This window comes from Blastococcus sp. MG754426, assembly GCF_021699055.1.
GTDB lineage: Bacteria > Actinomycetota > Actinomycetes > Mycobacteriales > Geodermatophilaceae > Blastococcus.
In genome coordinates, this window is record NZ_SSXC01000011.1 from 22372 (window position 1) to 41391 (window position 19020).

Annotated in this window: 13 protein-coding genes, 1 tRNA gene and 1 riboswitch; of the genes, 10 read left to right on the forward strand and 4 right to left on the reverse strand. The window is 73.1% G+C overall.

Going from position 1 to position 19020, the window contains the following annotated elements:
* Window positions 1-23: 23 nt before the first annotated feature.
* Window positions 24-2744: an ATP-dependent DNA helicase gene (locus E9549_RS06415; protein ID WP_236825716.1), complete on the reverse strand. Its 2721-nt coding sequence runs from the start codon at window positions 2742-2744 to the stop codon at window positions 24-26.
* A 205-nt stretch (window positions 2745-2949) separates the two neighbouring features.
* Between E9549_RS06415 and E9549_RS06420 the strand changes: the two genes are divergently transcribed.
* From E9549_RS06420 to E9549_RS06450, 7 genes are all read left to right on the forward strand, one after another.
* Window positions 2950-3489: a hypothetical protein gene (locus E9549_RS06420; RefSeq protein WP_236825717.1), complete on the forward strand. Its 540-nt coding sequence runs from the start codon at window positions 2950-2952 to the stop codon at window positions 3487-3489.
* Window positions 3486-4772: a 3'-5' exonuclease gene (locus E9549_RS06425; RefSeq protein WP_236825718.1), complete on the forward strand. Its 1287-nt coding sequence runs from the start codon at window positions 3486-3488 to the stop codon at window positions 4770-4772. Before E9549_RS06420 ends, E9549_RS06425 begins: the two co-directional genes overlap by 4 nt.
* A gap of 22 nt (window positions 4773-4794) precedes the next feature.
* Window positions 4795-7260: an ATP-binding protein gene (locus tag E9549_RS06430; protein WP_236825719.1), complete on the forward strand. Its 2466-nt coding sequence runs from the start codon at window positions 4795-4797 to the stop codon at window positions 7258-7260.
* Window positions 7257-7679: a hypothetical protein gene (locus tag E9549_RS06435; protein WP_236825720.1), complete on the forward strand. Its 423-nt coding sequence runs from the start codon at window positions 7257-7259 to the stop codon at window positions 7677-7679. The genes E9549_RS06430 and E9549_RS06435 overlap by 4 nt, the downstream gene beginning before the upstream one ends.
* 857 nt (window positions 7680-8536) lie before the next feature.
* Window positions 8537-11674, forward strand: coding sequence for a MobF family relaxase (gene mobF / locus E9549_RS06440; RefSeq protein ID WP_236825721.1), 3138 nt, complete (start codon window positions 8537-8539; stop codon window positions 11672-11674).
* A gap of 133 nt (window positions 11675-11807) precedes the next feature.
* Complete coding sequence (locus E9549_RS06445; RefSeq protein ID WP_236825722.1) at window positions 11808-12020, forward strand: AlpA family transcriptional regulator; 213 nt, start codon at window positions 11808-11810, stop codon at window positions 12018-12020.
* A gap of 85 nt (window positions 12021-12105) precedes the next feature.
* Window positions 12106-13203 (forward strand): site-specific integrase, encoded by a 1098-nt coding sequence (locus E9549_RS06450; RefSeq protein WP_236825723.1) that lies wholly within the window; start codon window positions 12106-12108, stop codon window positions 13201-13203.
* 80 nt (window positions 13204-13283) lie between these two features.
* On the opposite strand, the gene E9549_RS06455 is transcribed toward E9549_RS06450, so the two are convergent.
* Window positions 13284-13357: transfer RNA gene (locus E9549_RS06455), tRNA-Ile, on the reverse strand.
* A 168-nt stretch (window positions 13358-13525) separates the two neighbouring features.
* A riboswitch (cyclic di-AMP (ydaO/yuaA leader) is annotated at window positions 13526-13657 on the forward strand.
* Window positions 13658-13681: 24 nt separating this feature from the next.
* Between E9549_RS06455 and E9549_RS06460 the strand changes: the two genes are divergently transcribed.
* Both E9549_RS06460 and E9549_RS06465 read left to right on the forward strand, forming a co-directional pair.
* On the forward strand, window positions 13682-14896 hold the full coding sequence (locus tag E9549_RS06460; protein ID WP_236825724.1) for a M23 family metallopeptidase: 1215 nt from the start codon (window positions 13682-13684) through the stop codon (window positions 14894-14896).
* 35 nt (window positions 14897-14931) lie between these two features.
* Window positions 14932-15588 (forward strand): TVP38/TMEM64 family protein, encoded by a 657-nt coding sequence (locus tag E9549_RS06465; protein ID WP_236825725.1) that lies wholly within the window; start codon window positions 14932-14934, stop codon window positions 15586-15588.
* Here the strand turns inward: E9549_RS06465 and E9549_RS06470 are convergent.
* Entirely contained in the window at window positions 15585-16478 is an 894-nt protein-coding gene (locus tag E9549_RS06470; protein WP_236825726.1) for a maleylpyruvate isomerase N-terminal domain-containing protein, read from the reverse strand. The genes E9549_RS06465 and E9549_RS06470 overlap by 4 nt on opposite strands.
* Before the next feature lie 507 nt (window positions 16479-16985).
* On the opposite strand from E9549_RS06470, the gene E9549_RS06475 reads away from it, so the two are divergent.
* On the forward strand, window positions 16986-17486 hold the full coding sequence (locus E9549_RS06475) for a DUF3145 domain-containing protein (protein ID WP_091934603.1): 501 nt from the start codon (window positions 16986-16988) through the stop codon (window positions 17484-17486).
* A gap of 109 nt (window positions 17487-17595) precedes the next feature.
* Here the strand turns inward: E9549_RS06475 and E9549_RS06480 are convergent, their stop codons facing one another.
* A complete protein-coding gene (locus E9549_RS06480) occupies window positions 17596-19008 on the reverse strand; it encodes a carboxyl transferase domain-containing protein (RefSeq protein ID WP_236825727.1) in 1413 nt (470 codons plus the stop codon).
* Window positions 19009-19020 lie beyond the last annotated feature (12 nt).

Consider the following 19020-nt stretch of genomic DNA (forward strand, 5'->3'; position numbering starts at 1 on the left):
GGCCCCGTGCCCAGCTGCGGAAGTCACTGCGCCACGCGACAAAGCGACTTGACGTCGCAGCTGCGGCACGCAGTCCCCGGCTTGGGCGTGTACTGACGTTGACGCATCCCGTGCAGGACAGTGCCCACCGTCATCTCGGCCGCAGTGATCGCGGCGGACGCCACGTCGACCGGCTCGCGAGCACCCTTCTTGAGGTCGTGCACATAGGCGCCGCGGACGTCGAGGCCCTCGCGTCGCCCGGCGTCCGCATAGACCTGCAACTGCAGGTCGTGGCTGCCTACCGCCCCGGTAGACGTCTTGTAGTCGACGATGGCCAGACCGGTGGTCACGCCGCCCTCCCGGTCGAGGATCACGTCGGCCCGGCCGGACACCACGGCGTCCCCGAGATGCAGCTCGAAGGGGCGTTCGGTCATCCACACGCGCTGCAGATCGGACTCGTGGTCGGCGATGTAGCGGTTGACCAGGCGCCGGGCCGCGTCCTTCATCTCCCGATGGGCGACCTTGTTGGCCGCCGGAAGGAACAGCTCGTCGTCCAGGATCCGGTCGACGGTCGCGGGATCGGGCGCCGTGCCCGTCGCCTTGGTGTGCTCGGCGATCGTTCGCATGACGTGGTGGACCGCCTTGCCGTATCCGAGCTCCGGGGCCAGCGTCGGCTGGAAGCCGAGCACGCTGCGAAGCCGGTAGGCCAGCCCGCAGACGTCATAGGCGGCCAGCTCGCTGAAGGTCACCTGGAGCAACGCGCCGCCATCCGCCGCCGCGGAGGGCAGCGTCGGTACCGCGAGCGGGGGAGTGGTGAGCAGGGGGCCAGGGATCTCATCCCAGTACGGGGAGGGAGCCACGTTGTTCTTCGTCACGCGCTCGTGGCGAGACAGCGAGAGCCAGTCGCGGGCGCGGGTCATCGCCACGTAGAAGAGGCGCCGCTCATCGGCGTCCGAGCCCTCGTAGCGGTCGGCATCGAACAGCGACCGGTCGATCAGCCACGGTCGGGCCTTGCCGGTCCGGCGGGACGGGAAACGGCCCTTCGTCAGTGACGGGACGAAGACGACCGGCCACTCGAGACCCTTCGCGGAGTGCACCGTCGTCAGGTCCACGGCATCGGTGTCGACGTCTGGCTCCCCGTCGAAGCCCTCGTACTCGCCGTTCGCGTAGTTCGTGATGTGAATGGCGAGATTCTTGTAGTACCAGAGGCCCCGATCCTGCCCCCCGACCTGTTCACCGGGCGTCGCGTCGTCCGGGCGGGCCCGCCGGCGAACCGACTCGTAGTCAGCGAGCAGCGTGGTGAAGCGAGCGAGCGAGCCGAGCCGCGTGATGGCGTACGGATCGTCGTGATTCCAATGCTTGCAGCCGAGCACGTCGAGGAGCTCGTAGAAGTCGCGGACCAGGTCGACCTGGCGGGCCTCCTGGTGCACGGCACTCTTCCACTGCTGCAGGAGGCTGCGGACCTCGGCCGTCACCGCCTGAGGAAGCGTGAAGGCCGTCGCGTAGTCGGCGACGAGGCTGTCCTCGGTGACGGTCTGCGACTGGGCGCCGTAGCCGGCCGATCGGTAGTCGTGGTCGACCAGCCAGCAGTACGTCTTGCCCAGGACCTCTGCTTCCGGCCGGTCGAACAGGCCGGTGCGACCGGCCGGCTGGACGGGCACGCGAGCATCTTCGAGCGCGGCAAGCAGTCGGGGATGGCTCGTCCGGCTGCGCACCAGGATCGCGATGTCCCGGTACGCCAGACCCTTGTCGTGCAGGCGTCGGATCGCCTCGGCGATCTCGGCCGCCTCGTCCTCCTCCATGTCCTCGAACCACTTGACCACCTCAACGTCCCCAGGCGAGCGGGTGGCGGTCATGACCTTGGGCAGGCGGCCCGGGATGGACTGGGCGAAGACATCCGCGGTGCCCACGATGGTCGGTCGGCTGCGCCGGTTCTCCGTGATGGAGAACGTGGCGACGTTGCCGTAGCGCTGCGCGAACGAGGTGATGTTGCCGACGTCGGATCCGCGCCAGCCGTAGATGGCCTGGTCGTCGTCACCCACGACGACCAGGCTCACGCCCGGGCCGGCCAGGCGCCGGATGAGCGCTTCCTGGGCGGGGTTGACGTCCTGGTACTCGTCGACGATCAGATGCCGCAGGTCGGCCAGAACGGTGTCGCGGACGTCGGGGCGGCTCAGCTCGGCGACGGCGCGCGCGATCTGTTGGCCGTAGGTGAGGAGCCGATACTTCTCCAGCGAGGCGTAGTAGCGCTCCAGCACGCTCCGGAACGGGTCGTCGAGCGCATCCGGGCGCAGCAGCTCGTTCTCCACGACGTCGAGGTTCTCCAAGAACGCGCGGATCGACTTGAACAGGCTGCCTTCGAGGTCCTTGATGTGGAGGCGGGTCGCCTCGCGGACGAGGAAGGCGGTCAGCTGGTTCTCGTCCAGGACGTCGAAGGTCTCGTAGCGCGGCACGTAGGTCTGCAATAAACGGAAGCAGTACGCGTGGATGGTGCCCACGTACAGTCCGCCGAGCTGGTCCAGAGCCTGCGGTCCGAGTCGCTCTGCCACCCGCGCGCTGATGCGCTCTTTCAGCGACGCGGCGGCGCGCTCGGTGAAGGTGAAGGCCACGATGCTGCTCGCCGGTGTGCCCTCCGCGAGGAGGGCGGCCACCCGCTGCGAGACGACCTCGGTCTTGCCGGATCCCGCGCTCGCGATGATCTGGACGTGCGATCCGCGGTGCTGAACCGCCGCGAGTGCTTGCCCCTGAAGAACGGGCGCCGACATTGAACCCCCCCGAAGGATTTCCGCCAACCCTGCTCGTGCGGGATGCGGGACCGTCCGATGACGCTACGCACGAGGTGGCCCGGTACAAGTCCGTAGCGAAACGAGTGGTTCCGGTGGGGCTCGTGTGGCGACTGCGGGCCGATCGGTCTCGTTTCTTGTCGGTTCCGTGTGACACGGTGCCCGGGTAGCGCTGAACGGGGGACGGATGAGCGGTATCGCGGTAGTTGACCAGCCCGTGGAGGACCGGGTGGTCGTGTGGCACGTCAGCGTCGGGGACGGCCTGGAGTCGACGATGGCCGGCGCCTGGGTGCTGCCGGCCGACGACGACCGGATCGATGGGCTCATCGCCGGGCGGCTCCTGGTGATCACGGAGGCGGCGGCCGGCCGATTCGGCGTGCGGGCTGATGCGGCGGCATTGGCCGCGGCCGTGCGGAGCGAGGTGGATGCGCTCGATCGAGCCTTCACCGCACACCTGGCGACGCTGCCGTCGTCCCGTCGTCAACTCGTCCGGCCAAGGTGGCCACGTGTCCCGACCACAGCCACTCCAGTGACCGCCGGGGATCCGGTCGCCTCTGGAGCGCTGACCGTTGCCCGCTGGGTGTCGGACGTGCTCATCGCCTGGGGCAAGACCGAGGGTCTGCGTCTGGCACGCCCCTTCCTGCTCCAGCATGGTGGTGAGGCGCCCCGTGCCTACCCACCCGGCTGGCCGCAAGACGGGGCCGCGACGCCGGGTGCTGCGGTATGAGCGTCGCCGTCGTCGACCTGGAAACCACCGGGGTGTACCCGAGCGTCGATCGCGTCGTGGAGATCGGCGTCGTCCTGCTCGACGACGCCGGCGGCGTGGAGCACGAGTTCTGCACCGTGGTCGACCCGGGCCGGGACGTCGGCGCCACCTCGATCCACGGTATCCGCGCCTCCGACGTCGTCGGCGCTCCTCCGTTCGCCGAGGTGGCGCCCTACCTCGCTGCGTTGCTGTCCGGCCGAGTGGTCGTGGCCCACAACGCGCTGTTCGACCTGCGCTTCCTTGCGCGTGAGTTCGGCCGCGCCGGTCTGCCGATCGAGCTGTCACCCGCGCTGTGCACCATGCGGCTCGCCGGGTTCTTCGACCGCTCGATGCGCTCGCTGGCGTCCGTCTGCGAGGCGCTGTCCATCGCGCACGAGCACGCGCACGCGGCACTGGAGGACGCCCGCGTGACCGCGACCGCCCTCTGCCGCCTGCGCGAGCTGCTCGGTGACGAGGTGCTGACCGACGCCGCCCTGGCGGTGGACTTCGATGTCGACGGCAGCTACGTGCGCTCCGGTGGGGTGTCCACACGGGAGTGGGCGACTCTGCTGGCCGAGGTGTCGGTGAGCCGACGACCGTTCCTGGATCCCTGCCGCAGCGTGACCCGATCCCGAGCGGCGGCGGCGCGTTCCGAGCGGGACAGCTACCTGCCCAACCTCGTCTCGGCGCTGCCCGACCTGGCCGCCGCTCCGGCGACCATGGCGCCATACCTGGCAGTGCTCGATCAGGTCCTCGAAGACCGCCTGGTGAGCGTGAGCGAGGCGGATCAGCTCCTGACGCTGGCCGGTGAGCTCGGCTGCGGGCCCGGCCACGTACAGGCCGCACACCGGTTGTACCTCGACGCTTTGGCTACTGTCGCGCTCGCCGACGACGTAGTTACCGAGGCCGAGCGTTCCGACCTCGACCGGGTCGCCGTCCTGCTGGGGATGCGGCCCGACGACGTCGACACGGCGCTGACCATGGTCCGGTCCGGTGCGCGGGTGTCGCTTCCGCGCAGTGTGCGGGGCCTGTCGCCGGGCGACACGATCGTCTTCACCGGAGAGATGTCCCGCCCGCGGTCAGCGTTCGTGGAAGCCGCGCGCGCCGCCGGCCTCGAGCCGATGAACGCGGTCTCGGGCAGGACCGATGTGCTTGTGTGCGCCGATCCCGAGTCGCAATCCGGGAAGGCGCGAAAGGCCCGCGCGCTGGGCGTGCGGGTGATCGGCGAGGCGGCGTTCTGGGAGTCCGTCGGCCACCCGGGTTGACCCGCACATGGAAGGGATCAGCATGTCCGTGAGCACGGGGGACGACGGGCTGCACGAGCGGCTCTCGCAACGGGTCGACCAGTCCGTGCTGTCCGAGGCGGCCAAGCTCCTGGTCCTCAGCGCGTTCTGGGGGGATGACGAGTTCCGGGCGGCCCTCGACGGGGCGGTCGGCGAGAAGGCCGCGGTGGGCACGGTCGAGCCGGCCGACGTCCCGGGGACCTACCTCCGGTCGGTCACCGTCACCGGCTTTCGCGGAATCGGACCGCAGACGAGCTTGGAGCTGCAGCCCGGCCCGGGCCTCACCCTCGTCGTGGGCCGCAACGGATCGGGCAAGTCGAGCTTCGCCGAGGCGGCCGAGATTGCCCTGACCGGCACCAACGCGCGCTGGCGGGACCGCTCGTCGGTGTGGCGTGAGGGCTGGCGCAACCTGCATCGCGGCGACGCGCAGCCCTCGGTGCAGGTGGACCTGCACGTGGACGGCGAGCCCGGCACGACGCGGGTAGCCCGGGAGTGGGACTCCGACGACGTGGACGCCTCGAGGGTGTGGGCGCAGCGGCAGGGGGCACGCCGGGAGTACGGCGAGCTGGGCTGGGACGACGCATTGACTGCCTACCGGCCGTTCCTCTCCTACTCCGAGTTGGGCTCCGTGCTGGGCCGCCCGTCGGACCTCTACGACGCGCTCTTCCGCATCCTCGGGCTGCAGAAGGTGTCCGACGCCCAGGAGCGGCTGCACCGCGCGTTCACCGAGCTGGATAACCGGCGCAAGGAGTGCGCCACCGAAGGCAAGGAGTTGCTGGCCGCGCTGCGCGCTACCGACGATGAGCGCGCCGCGCGAGCTGCCGAAGCACTCGGCGGGCGGATGCCGGACGTCGACGTCGTCGCCGACGTGCTCCGAGGTGAGCCGGCACCGGCCGGCGACCTGGCCGTGCTGAAGGGATGGGCCGACCTGACCCCTCCGGACCCTGCCGCGGCCCTCCGTGCGGCCGAGGACCTCGACGCCGCCAATGGCGCCGTACAGGATCTATCCGGCGGCGACAGCGAACAGGCGCGGCGTCTGGTCGGGCTGCTCCAGCAGGCGCTCGACCACGCCGACCACACCGCGGACGCCGACTGCCCGGTGTGTGGCGCGCCGGGTCGGATCGACGACGCCTGGCGTGCGGCCACCGCCGAGCAGCTCACCCGCCTGCGCGAGCAGGCGGCGGCCGCCGAGCGGGCCTACGCCACGCTCCGCACCGCCCGCGCCGCGGTCCAGGCGCTCGCGGCTACCGCACCCGCAGTGCTGCTACAGGCGTCCCCGCCCGACCTCGATGGGGCCGACCTGCACGTCCGCTGGTCTGCGTGGACCGCGGCCACCCGGGCCGACGACCCGGCGACCGCGGTGACCGCCCTGCGCAACGACACCGCAGCCCTTGCCGAGCTGGTGAACGCAGCTGCCGCGGCTGCCGGTGCGGAACTCCGGCGCCGCCAGGACGCCTGGCAGCCCCTGGCCGAGCGATTGAGCGCGCACCTGCCGCGGGCCCGCGAGGTGTCCGCGCAGGCGCAGCTGCGGGCCGACCTGAAAGCCGCCCGCGACTGGCTGAAGGGCCAGGCCGACGACCTCCGCGATGAGGGCCTACGGCCGATCGCCGACCATGCCGCCGACGTCTGGCAGCAGCTGCGCCAGGAGAGCAACGTCGACCTGGGGCCCGTGCGGCTGGAGGGCGCGAAGACTCGGCGGCGGGTCGAGCTCGACGTCACCGTCGACGGCGACCCGGGCGCGGCTCTCGGGGTGATGAGCCAGGGCGAGCTGCACGCCCTTGGCCTCGCGCTCTTCCTACCCCGGGCCATGCTCGACCAGAGCCCGTTCCGCTTCGTCGTGATCGACGACCCCGTGCAGGCCATGGACCCGTCGAAGGTCGACGGGCTCGCCCGCGTGCTGGCCGGCGCCGCGCGCACCCACCAGGTCGTCGTCTTCACCCACGACGACCGGCTCCCGGACGCAGTCCGCCGGCTCCAACTCCCGGCGACCATCTGGGAGGTCGTTCGCCGCGAACGCAGCGTCGTCGAGCTGGCGCAGTCCGACCACCCCGTGACCCGCTACCTCGACGACGCCCGAGCCGTCGCCCGTACCGACAGCCTCACCGATGCGGCGAAGAACCGGGTGGTCGCCGGCTTCTGCCGGAGTGCCCTGGAGGCCGCCTGTCACGACGCCGTGCGACGGCGGCGGCTCGGCCGCGGCGACCGGCACGCCGACGTCGAGGCCGCACTGACCGGCGTGAGCACGCTGACGGCTATCACGGCGCTCGCCGTCTTCGACGATTCCGGCAGGGGCGGCGAGGTCCTGGGGCACTACAACAAGCGTCTGGGCCGGTGGGCGGGCGACGTGCACCAGGCCTGCAACAAGGGCGTGCATGGTGGGGGAGCGTTCGACGCCGTCGACCTGGTGGAGAAGACGCAGCGGATGGCCGATTACCTCCTTGCCGCCAGCCCCGCCGCGGCCGTCCCGTGAGCGAAGCGGAGGACTTGCTCGCCCAGGCCGACCACCTGCTGGTCACCGGGGGCCCGGCCGCCCGCGGCTGGTGGCCGCGGACTGCCGCCTTTCTGATCCGCGCCGCCCTGGAGGAGGAGCTCCGTGACTTCTGGGACCGCACCGAGCCGGGCACGGCAGAGGCGTCGATGCGGGCGCAACTGCTCGTGCTCGCCACGACGGCATCGCCCGGAGCCGAGACGGCGCGGGACGCCGCGGCGACCTGGCACGCCCTGAGCCGGGCCTGCCATCACCACCCCTACGAGCTGGCACCGACGGCCGCCGAACTACGGACCTGGCACACCGCTGTATCCGGGCTCAGCGCCGTGCTGCAGGCGGGCGACATCGGAGCGGATGCGCAGAGACCGTCAGAAGGTGGCTATGGCCAGATCAATCCGTGAGTGGTTCGCCGACCGCGAGTCGGGGTCACTCGATGACGCCCTGGACGACGAGGTCGTCGAGCGGCAGGCCCCCTGGGATGTTGCGGCCCTCCGCGGCGCCCCACCGCGGGCTACGGAGCGCCGCCGCACCCCTTCCCGGCGAGTCGTCGCTGGCGTGGCCAAAAGGACCGCCATGGGTCGGGGCCGGGCACCAACCACGGTGCCCGTCGCGACGCCCGTAACCAAGTCCGCCGGCTCCGAGCCGGTCCTGCCCCGCGCGTTGCGCGAGCGGATCACGGTGGCCATCCGGCTCCACCCTGGCCAGGGGGCGCGACGGGTGGCTGCAGCATTGCGCGCCGCGGGGGCGGAGGTGACCAAGGCTCAGGTCGCCGCAGTCCTGCGCGATCTGGCCGCCCAGAGCAACGGGGCATCGCCGGCGGCACGCGCAAGGCGGGCGCCACGAGACGCCGGTCCCTGCAAGACTCCGCGCCCAGCCCCGGCGACACCGCTGTGCGGCTCGTGCGGAATGCGCGTGAGCGTTCTGGGCATGTGCCGCTGTTCGTAGGACATCCGCACACCTGTGCGCTAACTCGTACATCTTGAGCGGCCCACAACCACTGACTACTTCCCTGCCCACGCTTCGGGAGCCGACGATGGATAACGAGATTCAGCTCCGTTTTCCATCGTTATTCAACCACTTGGCATCTACTGTCGAAAAGTCGACGACCCAAGCTTTTTCACGCTCCCTGAGTCTTCACTAAGAGACGGCACGAATGCTACCTTCGGAGGTAGCTCGGGCCCCGCTTCGCGGGGCCCAGTGGCGTTTCTAGGGGTGACGTGTTGGCCATTATTGGGTGGCGTTGAAAATGCATGGGGGAATGAAGGTGTACGTCGGTGACCCGGCGGCGGCCCGCGCCTATGTGGAAGCCGACCGGGGTCGGGTCGACGACTACTACCTGGCCGAGGGCACCGGGTTCGCCCGCCGGTTCACGGCCACCGACGGCCGCGTGGCCGAGCTGGTCCCGCTGACCGGCGACACCTACGAGACCTGGGTCGCCGGCCGCGACCCTGAGACCGGCCAGCCGCGGGGGCGGCTGCGCGATGACGACCGGGCGGTGCGGTTCGTGGAGGTGGTGGTCAACGGCCCGAAGACCTGGTCGCTTGCCGCCGCGTTGCATCCGGACATCGCGAGGGCGTACGAGGCGGCGCAGGACCGCGCCGCCGAGGAGATCATCACCTGGCTCTCGCAGCACGCCACCACCCGGGTCGGGCCGCGGGGCGGGCAGGTGCAGGTGCCGCTGGAGGTGCTGGAGGCGGTGACGGTGCGGCACTACACCTCCCGGGCGGAGGATCCGCACTGGCATCTGCACCTGCAGCTGCTGTCCCGGGTGTTCGCCGCGGGGAAATGGCGTGGCCTGCACACCGTCGGGGTCCGCGACTCGCTCGGGGCGATCAACGGCATCGGGCACGCGGCGATGGCGTGTGACCCGGAATTGAACGCCGCGTTCGCCGCGCACGGCTACACGAAGGACGCTACTGGAGAAATACTGGAGCTCGCCGACTATGTCGGCCCGTTCAGCGCGCGGAACGCGCAGATCGCCGGGAATGTGGACCGCTACGAACGGGAATGGGCAACCGCGCACCCCGGTGAACGCCCCGGCCCAGCGCTGCGCCGCGCGTGGGACGCCCGCGCCTGGGCCGACGGCCGCCCGGACAAGGTCACCCCACAGCCGGGGACGAACCAGAAGGAACGGTGGCGGAGGCAGCTGTCCGGGCTCGGCTACCGCGACCCGGCCGGTCCCGTTGACCTGACGCCCACCCCGATCGGCGCCCTCGATCGAGACGAGCTGGTGCAGCGCGCGCTGGCCCGGCTGGCGGCGGTTCGGTCGGCGTGGAACGCCGCCGACATCCGCGGCGAGGTGGAGCGGCTGATCGCCGCCGCGGGTGTCGTCGCCGAGGCCGGGGTGCGCATCGAGCTGGCCGAGGACCTCACCGCCCGCGCGATGGACCGCTGCGTGCCGTTGCTGGACCGCGACGGGGTGCCCGAGCACATCCGCGCTTGGACCTCGCAGGCGGTCCTGGACGTCGAGGCCGACCTGACCACCCGGCTCGCCGCCCGCGCCGCGCACGGCGTGCCGGACACCGCCCTGTCGCTCCCGGTCGAGCGCGCGGCCACCACCGGCCGGCTGGATGCCGGCCAAGCCGCGGCGGTCGCCGCGCTCGCCGGCGACCGGCCCCTGGTGGTGGTCGAGGGCGCCGCGGGGGCGGGCAAGACCACCACGCTTGCCGCCACCCGCGACCTGCTCGAGGCGCAGGGCCGCCGGCTCGTGGTCGTGACCCCCACGCGGAAGGCGGCCAAGGTGGCCGCCGGCGAGGTGGGTGCGGTCGCCGGTTCGGCTGCGTCCCTGGCCTTCGGGCACGGCTGGCGCTGGAACGACGAGGGGCGTTGGACCCGGCTCACCGTGGGCGAGGTCGACCCGGCGACCGGCCGGGTCTACGCCGGGCCGAGCGAGGCGGCACGGCTGCGGCCCGGGGATCTGCTGCTGGTGGACGAGGCCGGGATGCTCGATCAGGACACGGCCCGCGCCCTGCTCACCGTCGCCGACGAGTGCCAGGTCCGGGTGGCGCTGCTCGGCGACCGCCACCAGCTACCCGCGGTCGGCCGCGGCGGCGTCCTGGACCTCGCCCTCGGCCAGGCCGACCCGGCGGCGCACCTGACACTCGACGCGGTGCACCGCTTCACCCGCACCGACCAGGAGGGCCACACAACACCCGACACCGGCTACGCCGACCTGACACTGGCCATGCGCACCGGCGAGGACCCCGGCGCCGTCTTCGACGCCCTCCTCGCCCGCGGCCACATCCAGCTGCACCCCGACGCCGCCGCGCTGCAGGAGGAACTGGCCGCCACCGCCGCCGAGTCCTATGCCGAAGCCCGCCAGGTGGCCGTGGTGGTGGACACCCGCCAACAGACCGCCGAGTTCAACAACGCCATCCGCGAACGGCTGGTCGCCGCCGGCCGGGTCGACGACCGAACGGTGGCCGTCACCGGTGCCGGGGAACGGATCGGCGCCGGGGACCGAATCGCCACCCGGCGAAACGACCGCCACCTCGACGTCGCCAACCGCGATGTCTGGCTGGTCACCGCCGTCGGCCGCCGCGGCGGGCTGCTCGTCACCCCCGCTGTCACCCCCACCGGCACCGTTCCCGGTGACGGGTCCGGCGGTGTCACCCCTGCCGGCCCAGGGACCCGGGTACTGCCCGCGGACTACGTCACCGAGCACGTCGAGCTCGCCTACGCGTCGACCGCGTACGGCGTGCAGGGCGACACTGTCAGGGCAGCGCACGTGGTGGTCGGCGACCAGACCGGCGCCTCCTCCTGCTACGTCGGGATGACCCGCGGCCGAACGGCGAACACTGCCCACCTCGTCGCCGCCGACGCCGACGAGGCGCGGGAGCAGTGGATGGCAGTGTTCGGGCGCGACCGCGCCGACCTCGGACCCGGCCACGCCGCGCAGCTCGCCGCCGCCGAAGCCGCCCGCTACGCCCAACCCCGCCCGCTCGACCAGGTGCTCACCGAGCTGCGCGAGGCGTGGACGGTCGAGCAGCGCTGCCTGGACCAGGTGAACATCCTGCAGCCACAGCACGACACGCTGCGCGCAGCCGCCGCGCTCCAGACCGCCCACAAGTTCACTCGGGTCGGTGCGCTCGGCCGCACTCCGGGCCCCGCCGAGCGGCTGGTCGACGTCGACCGGGACATCGCGGCCGCCGAACACGAGCTGGCCGGCGCGCGGGAACGCATCGCCGCGCTGTTGGCCGACCCGACCCTGCTGGACCAGCCCGCCGATCGGCTCATCGCAGAACGCAACGCGTGGCGCGCCCGAGACGCCGGCCGCCGCCAGTTCCCGGCAGCCCTGCGACCGGCCGCCGTCGACCCCGGCGTACCGCGGCCGGAGTCCGAGCGCCGCGGGCCCTCCCTCACCCGGGGCAGCGCCGCCCCCGGCCTCGGGCGATGAGTCGCACCGGACGACTGCAGACCAACTGGAGAATCCCGGCAGGATCTTGCGGTCGGCTGTCACCAATGGGCTTCGTTTGGCGCCTTCTACAGGTGACGGGGCCCAGCCCATCCGACCACGACCGGAGCCGACCATGACCTACCATCCCGCCGGCCGCGAACCCGAGCTGCTCACCATCACCGAAGCGGCCGACCTCCTCCGTGCGCCGGTCGCCACCCTGCGGTACTGGCGCCACCTGGGCACCGGCCCCCGCAGCTTCCGCCTCGGCCGCCGCGTCCTGTACCGCACCGACGACCTCCACGCCTGGATCGCGCAACAGCGCGCCCAGGCCCTCGACCGTCGATGAGCGGGCGTCATCCACAGGCGTGCCGGCCTCCCCAGAAACTCGAGACGACGTTGACCCGGGGAGCCGTCGTGGGCACGGTCATTTGATGGCCGGCAGCATCACCGTGGACGTGCTCAGCGACGGCAGCAAGCGGTACCGGTCGCGGTACCGCGATGCTCGTGGGCGGCAGCACGAGAAGCGATTCACGCGCAAGGTCGACGCCCAACGATGGCTCGACGAGCAGACGTCGGCGATCGTCACGCAGACCTGGACGGCGCCGGAGCGTGGCCGGGTCACCGTCGATGTCTGGGCAGAGCAGTGGCTCGCCGCACAGAGCGGGCTGAAGCCCAGCACGCTCTACCGCTACCGGTCGCTGCTGCGCGTCCAGATCCTGCCGCGCTGGGGTCGGCACCGGCTGGCCGACGTCACCCATGCCGAGGTCGCCGCGTGGGTGGCCCAACTCGTCGCCGGCGGCCTCGCGCCGGCGACGGTGCGGCAGGCGCACCGCGTCCTCGCACTCGTCCTGACCCTCGCCGTCCGTGATGGGCGCATCCCGCGCAACCCGGCATCGGGCGTGCCGCTGCCCAGGGCCCGGCGCGCCGATCCCCGGTTCCTCACCCGCACGGAGGTGGAGCGGTTGGCGGACGCAGCGGGGGAGTACGGCGACGTCGTCCGCCTGCTGGCGTACACCGGCCTACGGTTCGGCGAGATGGCCGCCCTGCGGGTCCGCCGGGTCGATTTCCTCCGCAAGCGGCTCACCGTCGCCGAGAGCGCCACGGAGGTCGGCGGCAGCGTCGAGTACGGAGCGCCCAAGACGCACCAGCAGCGCACCGTGCCGATCCCGAGCATCCTCGTCGAGCCCCTGTCCCGCCGCTGTCAGGGCAAGGGCCCGGACGACCTCGTCCTGACTTCGCCGGGCGGCGCGGTGCTGCGCTCGGGCAACTTCCGGCGGCGGTTCTTCGACCCGGCGGCCATGGCCGCCGGGCTCGAGGACCTCAGCCCGCACGACCTCCGGCACACCGCCGCGAGCTTGCTGGTGGCCAGCGGCGCGAACGTCAAGGCGGTCCAGCGAATGCTCGGTCACGCCTCGGCAGCGATGACCCTCGACGTCTACTCCGGGCTCTTCGACGACGACCTCGGCGCCCTCGCTGACCGCATGGATCTGGCCCATGAGGCGTCAGTCACGAGACGTCACGGTGCGTAGTGTGGGCACCGTGTGGGCACGGGAGCCCGTCGTCAAGCTCGACGATCAAGCACCGACCCCCTGACCTGCACTTATATCGGTGGGGCGGGTGGGGCTCGAACCCACGACCCAGGGATTATGAGTCCCATGCTCTGACCAGCTGAGCTACCGCCCCGGACGTACCAGCCTGCCAGACGGGACCCCACCAGCAGCGTCGCGACCCGGTACCCGAGTGGTGGACCGAGAAGGTTCGTTACCACCCTGTGACATCTGCAGGTTTGGCTTGTACCGTCTCTCGCGGCCCACCCGATGCCGCCCCCGACCCGGGGGCTCGGGCGGGCCCCGCCGAACTCCGCGGTCTGACCGCCGCGGGGACCGGGGACCCACGTTCTCTGGGGTGAATCCCGCCTGCGCCTCCACGGGCAGGCAGGTAGGGCACGTTCCGGCCCGAACCCGTCAGCTGACCTGGTAGGCGGACCGAGGAACGGAGACCGTCGCCTTGGCGACCACGCACCACCTGACGGGCGTCCTGCGGCGCCCACGCCGGGCAGCCGGCCGGGCGGCCATCGCCCTCACCGCACTGCTGTCGCTGTCCCTGCTCGGCGCGCCGGCCTCGTCGGCGGCCCCCAGCGCGGCCCAGAGCGAGCACGACCGCGTCGCCGCCGAGGTCCAGGGCCTGGAGCAGCGCGTCCGCGAGGCCGAGGAGCGGCTGCAGCAGATGACGCTGCGGGCCGAGGAGGCCAGCGGTGCCGTCCTCGCCACGCAGGCCGAGCTGGACCGCGCCCGGGAGCACGCCGACGCGATCGCCGCCGAGCTCGCCGCCGTCCGGGAGGCCGTCGGGCGCACCCAGGAGGACGTCGCCACCCTGGGCCGGGAGGCCTACATGGGCAGCGACGAGGCGTTCACCGAGCTCGAGATGGTGCTGCACGCCGAGGGGCCGGGGGAGCTGCTGCAGCAGGCGGCGACGCTGGACCTGCTCGGCGAGGACCGCGCCCGGGTGCTCGAGGAGCTGCGGGTCGCCGAGGCGCGCGAGGCGCGGCTGGACCGGGAGGCCAAGGCCGCCGTCGCCGAGCGCGACGCCGCGGCGGGCAAGGCGCGCGAAGCCCAGGCGGAGGCCGACCGCCTCCTCGGTGAGGCGCAGGCCGAGTTCGACGCCCTCACGGCGGAGAAGGCGGGGCTCGACCAGCAGCTCCGCGACGCCGAGATCCGGCTGCTCGAGGTGAAGGGCGCCGAGGACGCCGCCCGCGCGTACGACGAGGCGCAGGCCGCCGAGCGCGCCGTCATGACGGTGGCCGCCGCCCCGGGTGGCAGCGGCGCCGCGCTCACCCAGGGCCGGGTCACCTCCTGCTACGGCGCGCGCTGGGGCACCATGCACCTCGGCGTCGACATCGCCGCGCCGATCGGCACCCCGATCTACACGCCGGAGCCGGGCGTGGTGCTCCAGGCGGGGCCGGCCAGCGGCTTCGGGCTCGCCGTCGCGATCCAGCACCCCGACGGGGTCATCACCGTCTACGGCCACGTCAACCAGTTCTTCGTGTCGCCGGGCCAGGTGGTCAGCGGCGGGCAGCAGATCGCCGAGGTCGGCAACCGCGGCCAGTCGACCGGGCCGCACCTGCACTTCGAGACCCACCGGGGTGGCCTCTACGCCGACCGGGCCAACCCGGTCCCGTGGCTGGCGCAGCGCGGCATCTCCCTGGGCGGCAGCTGCAGCTGACCCGTCCGGCGCGCGCCCTGGGGCAGGATCAGGGCGTGCGGACGGCGGATCGGACAGGGCTGCGGGCAGCGGCGCTCGGCGCCCTGCTGCTCGGCGGCGGGGCGGCGGCGCTGACGTCGGACCTGCCGTCGGCGGAGCAGCTGCGGGCGGTCGTGGCCGGCGCCGGCGCCGCCGCCTGGCCGGTGCTGGTGGTCGCCGTCGCACTGGTGCTGCTGGCGCCGGTGCCGCGGTCGGTGGTCTCCGCCCTCCTCGGCGGGGTCCTCGGGTTCACCGCGGGGCTGGCGGTGTCCTTCGCCGGCGGGCTGCTGGCCGCCCTCCTCGCGTTCGGGCTCGCCCGCTGGCTGGGGCGGCCGGCGGTCGCCCGGCTGGCCGGTCCGCGCCTGGACCGGCTGGCCGATGGCCGGACGTTCGTCGTGGTGCTGGGGAGCCGGCTGGTGCCGGTCGTGCCCTTCGTCGCCGTCAACTACGGGGCGGGCCTCGCGGGCCTGCGGCCGGCGCCCTTCGCCGCGGCCACCGCCGTGGGGCTGGTCCCCAGCACGGTGGTGCAGGTGGGCGTGGGCGCCTCGGCCGGCGCGCTGCTCGCCCAGCTCGACACCTCCGTCCTCGTCCCTCTCCTCGCGGTCGCGCTCCTCGTGGTCGCGGCCGGAGCCGCGTGGTGGTGCCGGGGGCGGGCGGCGCGCGCGAGGGCCTAACCCCGGCCGAACAGCCGGCCGAGCACCCCGCCGGCGCCGCCGACGGTGCGCGCGGCGAGCTGGAGGATCGGTCCCCCCGGGATGCCCGGCACCTGCTGCACGATCGGTGCCAGCTGCAGCAGGCCGGGCACGTCGTGCACCTTCAGCCTGCGCCGGGCGGCCGCCGGGACGGGGTTGACCCGGCCCGACGCGGCGTCGAGCAGCAGGTCCGCCGCGGCCTCGACGGCCGGCCCCTCCACGACCCCCGCGGGCACCCGGCGCACCTGCCAGCCGCCGCCGGCCGAGGTGAACCCCCACCCGCCGTCCGGGGTGACCAGGCTGACCCGCCCGGGGATGCCGCTCGAGGCGGCCAGCGCGCCCGTGACGTCGGTCAGCGCGGCCAGCCCGGACTGCAGCACGGAGGCCGGTGGCGGCTCCGCACCGCAGGAGACCAGGTCCAGCCCGTGGACGGCGAGCTCGTAGGCCTGCCCGAGGACGACGCTGAGCAGCGGCAGCCGGCCCACGACGGAGACCGCCGGCGCGGTGTCCAGCGCCACGGGCTCGTCGGCCAGGTAGCGGGCGGTCGCGTCACGGTTGCGGCGCAGCCCGGCCAGCACCTCCTCGCGGGAGGCGTCGCGGTGGGCGGCGACGACCCGGGCGTTGACCGCGTCGGGGTCCGGTGGGGTTCCCGTGCCACCGGAGCGCGCCGACGTGACGAGGTCGTGCAGGGCGGCGTGGTCGTCCCAGCAGCCCAGGTGCACGCAGATCTCGCGGGCCCGCCACCCCGGCAGGCGTGAGGGGCGGTCCAGCTCCACCGACTCGGCCTGCGCCAGGAAGACGTCCCACGCCTCCAGCACCATCGGGGCGACGACGTCCCGCCCCGCCTCGGCCATCCCCTGGTGTGCACCCACGCCGCGGCCCTACCCGGTGGGCTCCCCGGGCAGGCATCGCCTCCCGTGCGCGCTGGACGCCTGAGCCTGGCCGTCGACGCCGCGTGGCCCAGGGGCGACGCAGGGTGAGCAGCTGGTCAGCTGGATGCGCTGGTCGCACCCTCCGGCGCCACGCCGCAGCCGGGGCGCCGGTCACACAGCGTCACCGAACCTCGCACGCCGCCTGACCGGTTCCGGATCGATCCGGGCCGGAGCGGCACCCGTCGATCGGGCGGACCTGTGAATACGCTGACACCGCTGGACGTGCCCGGTGACGGATGGTATTGGCCGCTGACCAGCAGCAAGACGCCGGGTGGACGCGGGATCGCCACTTTCGTCCCAGGAGTCGCACCCGGGCTGGCGCGATCGGGTCCCCATCGTGCAAACTTGTCGCGGGAGCCCTGCTCCGCCACTGCCGATGACGGCGCGTCACCGAATCGATGGGTCCGTAGGGGAAGACGAGACCGATCGAGTCGATGGAGGTGCCCGGTGCAGCGACGGTCAACCCAGGGTGTCGTCTTCGTGCACTCGTGCCCGAAGGCGCTCTGCCAGCACGTCGAGTGGGCGCTGGAACGCGTCGTCGGCGCGCCGGTCTCCCTGTCGTGGGCTGAGCAGCCCGCGGCGCACGGTGCCTACCGTGCCGAAGTGGCGTGGACGGGATCGCCCGGCACCGGCGCCAAGCTCGTCGCTGCCCTGCGGGCGTGGCCGATGCTGCGGTTCGAGGTCACCGAGGAGGCCAGCCACGGCAACGACGGCGAGCGCATGTCCTACGTGCCCGGGCACGGGGTCTTCCGCGCGCCCACCAGCGCCAACGGCGACCTCATCGTCACCGAGCAGCAGTTGCGGCACCTGGCCGCCACGGCCACCTCGATCGAGGCGTTCCGCCACGGCGTCGACGAGCTGCTCGGCGCGGCGTGGGACGCCGACCTGGAGGTCTACCGGCACGCCGGCGACGGCAGCCCGGTGACCTGGCTGCACCAGGTGGTCTGAAGGTCACGATCGGGGCACGACACCCCCGCCCCGGCGGTGCGGTCGTCGTAGCCTGGAGCGGGCCGTCCGGGCGCCGTCGGGGAAGCGGCGCCGGGACGGCCTTTCCACGTCAGAGCGGGATGTTGCCGTGGGCCCCGCGACCGTGCGGGGCGGTCGCGAGCGCCTCGACCAGCCGCTGCCGGGTGCGCACCGGCTCCACCACCTCGTCGACGACCCCGATCTGCAGTGCCCGGTTCACCCCGCCGGCGATGCGCTCGTGCTCCTCGGCCAGCTGGGCGTGCAGCGCCTCGCGCTCGCCGGGAGGGGCCGCGGCCAGCTTCTTGCGGTGCAGGATGCCGACGGCCGCCTTGGCGCCCATGACGGCGACCTCGGCGCCGGGCCACGCGAACACCGCGGTCGCGCCCAGCGAGCGCGAGTTCATCGCGATGTAGGCGCCGCCGTAGGACTTGCGGGTCACCAGCGTCACGCGCGGCACCACCGCCTCGGCGAAGGCGTGCAGCAGCTTGGCCCCCCTCCGGACGACGCCGTCCCACTCCTGGCCGACGCCGGGGAGGTAGCCGGGCACGTCGACCAGCACCACCAGGGGGACGCCGAAGGCGTCGCACATCCGCACGAACCGCGCCGCCTTCTCCGCGGACGCCGAGTCCAGGCACCCGCCCAGCCGCAGCGGGTTGTTCGCGATGACGCCGACGGTGCGCCCGGCCAGCCGGCCCAGCGTGGTCACGACGTTGGGCGCGAACCGCGGGTGCAGCTCCAGCCCCGGCTCGTCGAGCAGGGAGGAGACCAGCGGCTTCACGTCGTAGGCCCGGTTGGTCTGCTCGGGCAGCAGGGCCGCCAGGTCGGTGCCCGGCTGGTCGCCGGCCGGGCCGAAGCTGCCCTGGGCGGCGAGCAGGTCGACGGCCAGCCGCGCGGTCTCCAGCGCCGCGGGCTCGGAGTCGGTGACCACGTGGACGACGCCGCTGCGCCGGCCGTGGGTGTCCGGCCCGCCCAGGCTCTCCATGTCGACGTTCTCGCCCGTGACCGAGCGGACCACCTCCGGCCCGGTGACGAACACCCGGCCGGCCGGCCCCATGACCACCAGGTCGGTCAGCGCCGGACCGTAGGCCGCACCTCCCGCGGCCGGGCCCAGCACCACCGAGATCTGCGGGATCCGGCCGGAGGCCCGCACCATGGCCGCGAACACCTCGCCGACGGCGTGCAGGGCGGTGACGCCCTCGGCCAGCCGCGCTCCGCCGGAGTGCCAGATGCCGATGACCGGCACCCGCTCGCGCAGGGCGGCGTCGATGGCGTCGACGATGTGCCGGCAGCCGTCGACGCCCATCGCCCCGCCCATCACCGTGGCGTCGGTGCAGAAGGCGATGGCGGGGCTCCCCGAGACCGTGCCGCGGGCGGCCAGCACCCCCGAGGTGTCGCGCGTGCCGAGCAGCTGCACCGAGCCCGCGTCGAAGAACCGCCGGAGCCGGTCCTCCGGATCGCGGGGGTCGGGCGCGGTCACGGTGGGCGCGGCCTGGACTGTCGTCACGGGTACCTCCGG

Coding starts and splice junctions, on each gene's coding strand:
- mobF (WP_236825721.1), top strand. CDS start 8,537: ATGAAGGTGTACGTCGGTGACCCGGCGGCGGCCCGCGCCTATGTGGAA.
- E9549_RS06430 (WP_236825719.1), top strand. CDS start 4,795: ATGTCCGTGAGCACGGGGGACGACGGGCTGCACGAGCGGCTCTCGCAA.
- E9549_RS06445 (WP_236825722.1), top strand. CDS start 11,808: ATGACCTACCATCCCGCCGGCCGCGAACCCGAGCTGCTCACCATCACC.
- E9549_RS06425 (WP_236825718.1), top strand. CDS start 3,486: ATGAGCGTCGCCGTCGTCGACCTGGAAACCACCGGGGTGTACCCGAGC.
- E9549_RS06415 (WP_236825716.1), bottom strand. CDS start 2,744: ATGTCGGCGCCCGTTCTTCAGGGGCAAGCACTCGCGGCGGTTCAGCAC.
- E9549_RS06450 (WP_236825723.1), top strand. CDS start 12,106: ATGGCCGGCAGCATCACCGTGGACGTGCTCAGCGACGGCAGCAAGCGG.
- E9549_RS06420 (WP_236825717.1), top strand. CDS start 2,950: ATGAGCGGTATCGCGGTAGTTGACCAGCCCGTGGAGGACCGGGTGGTC.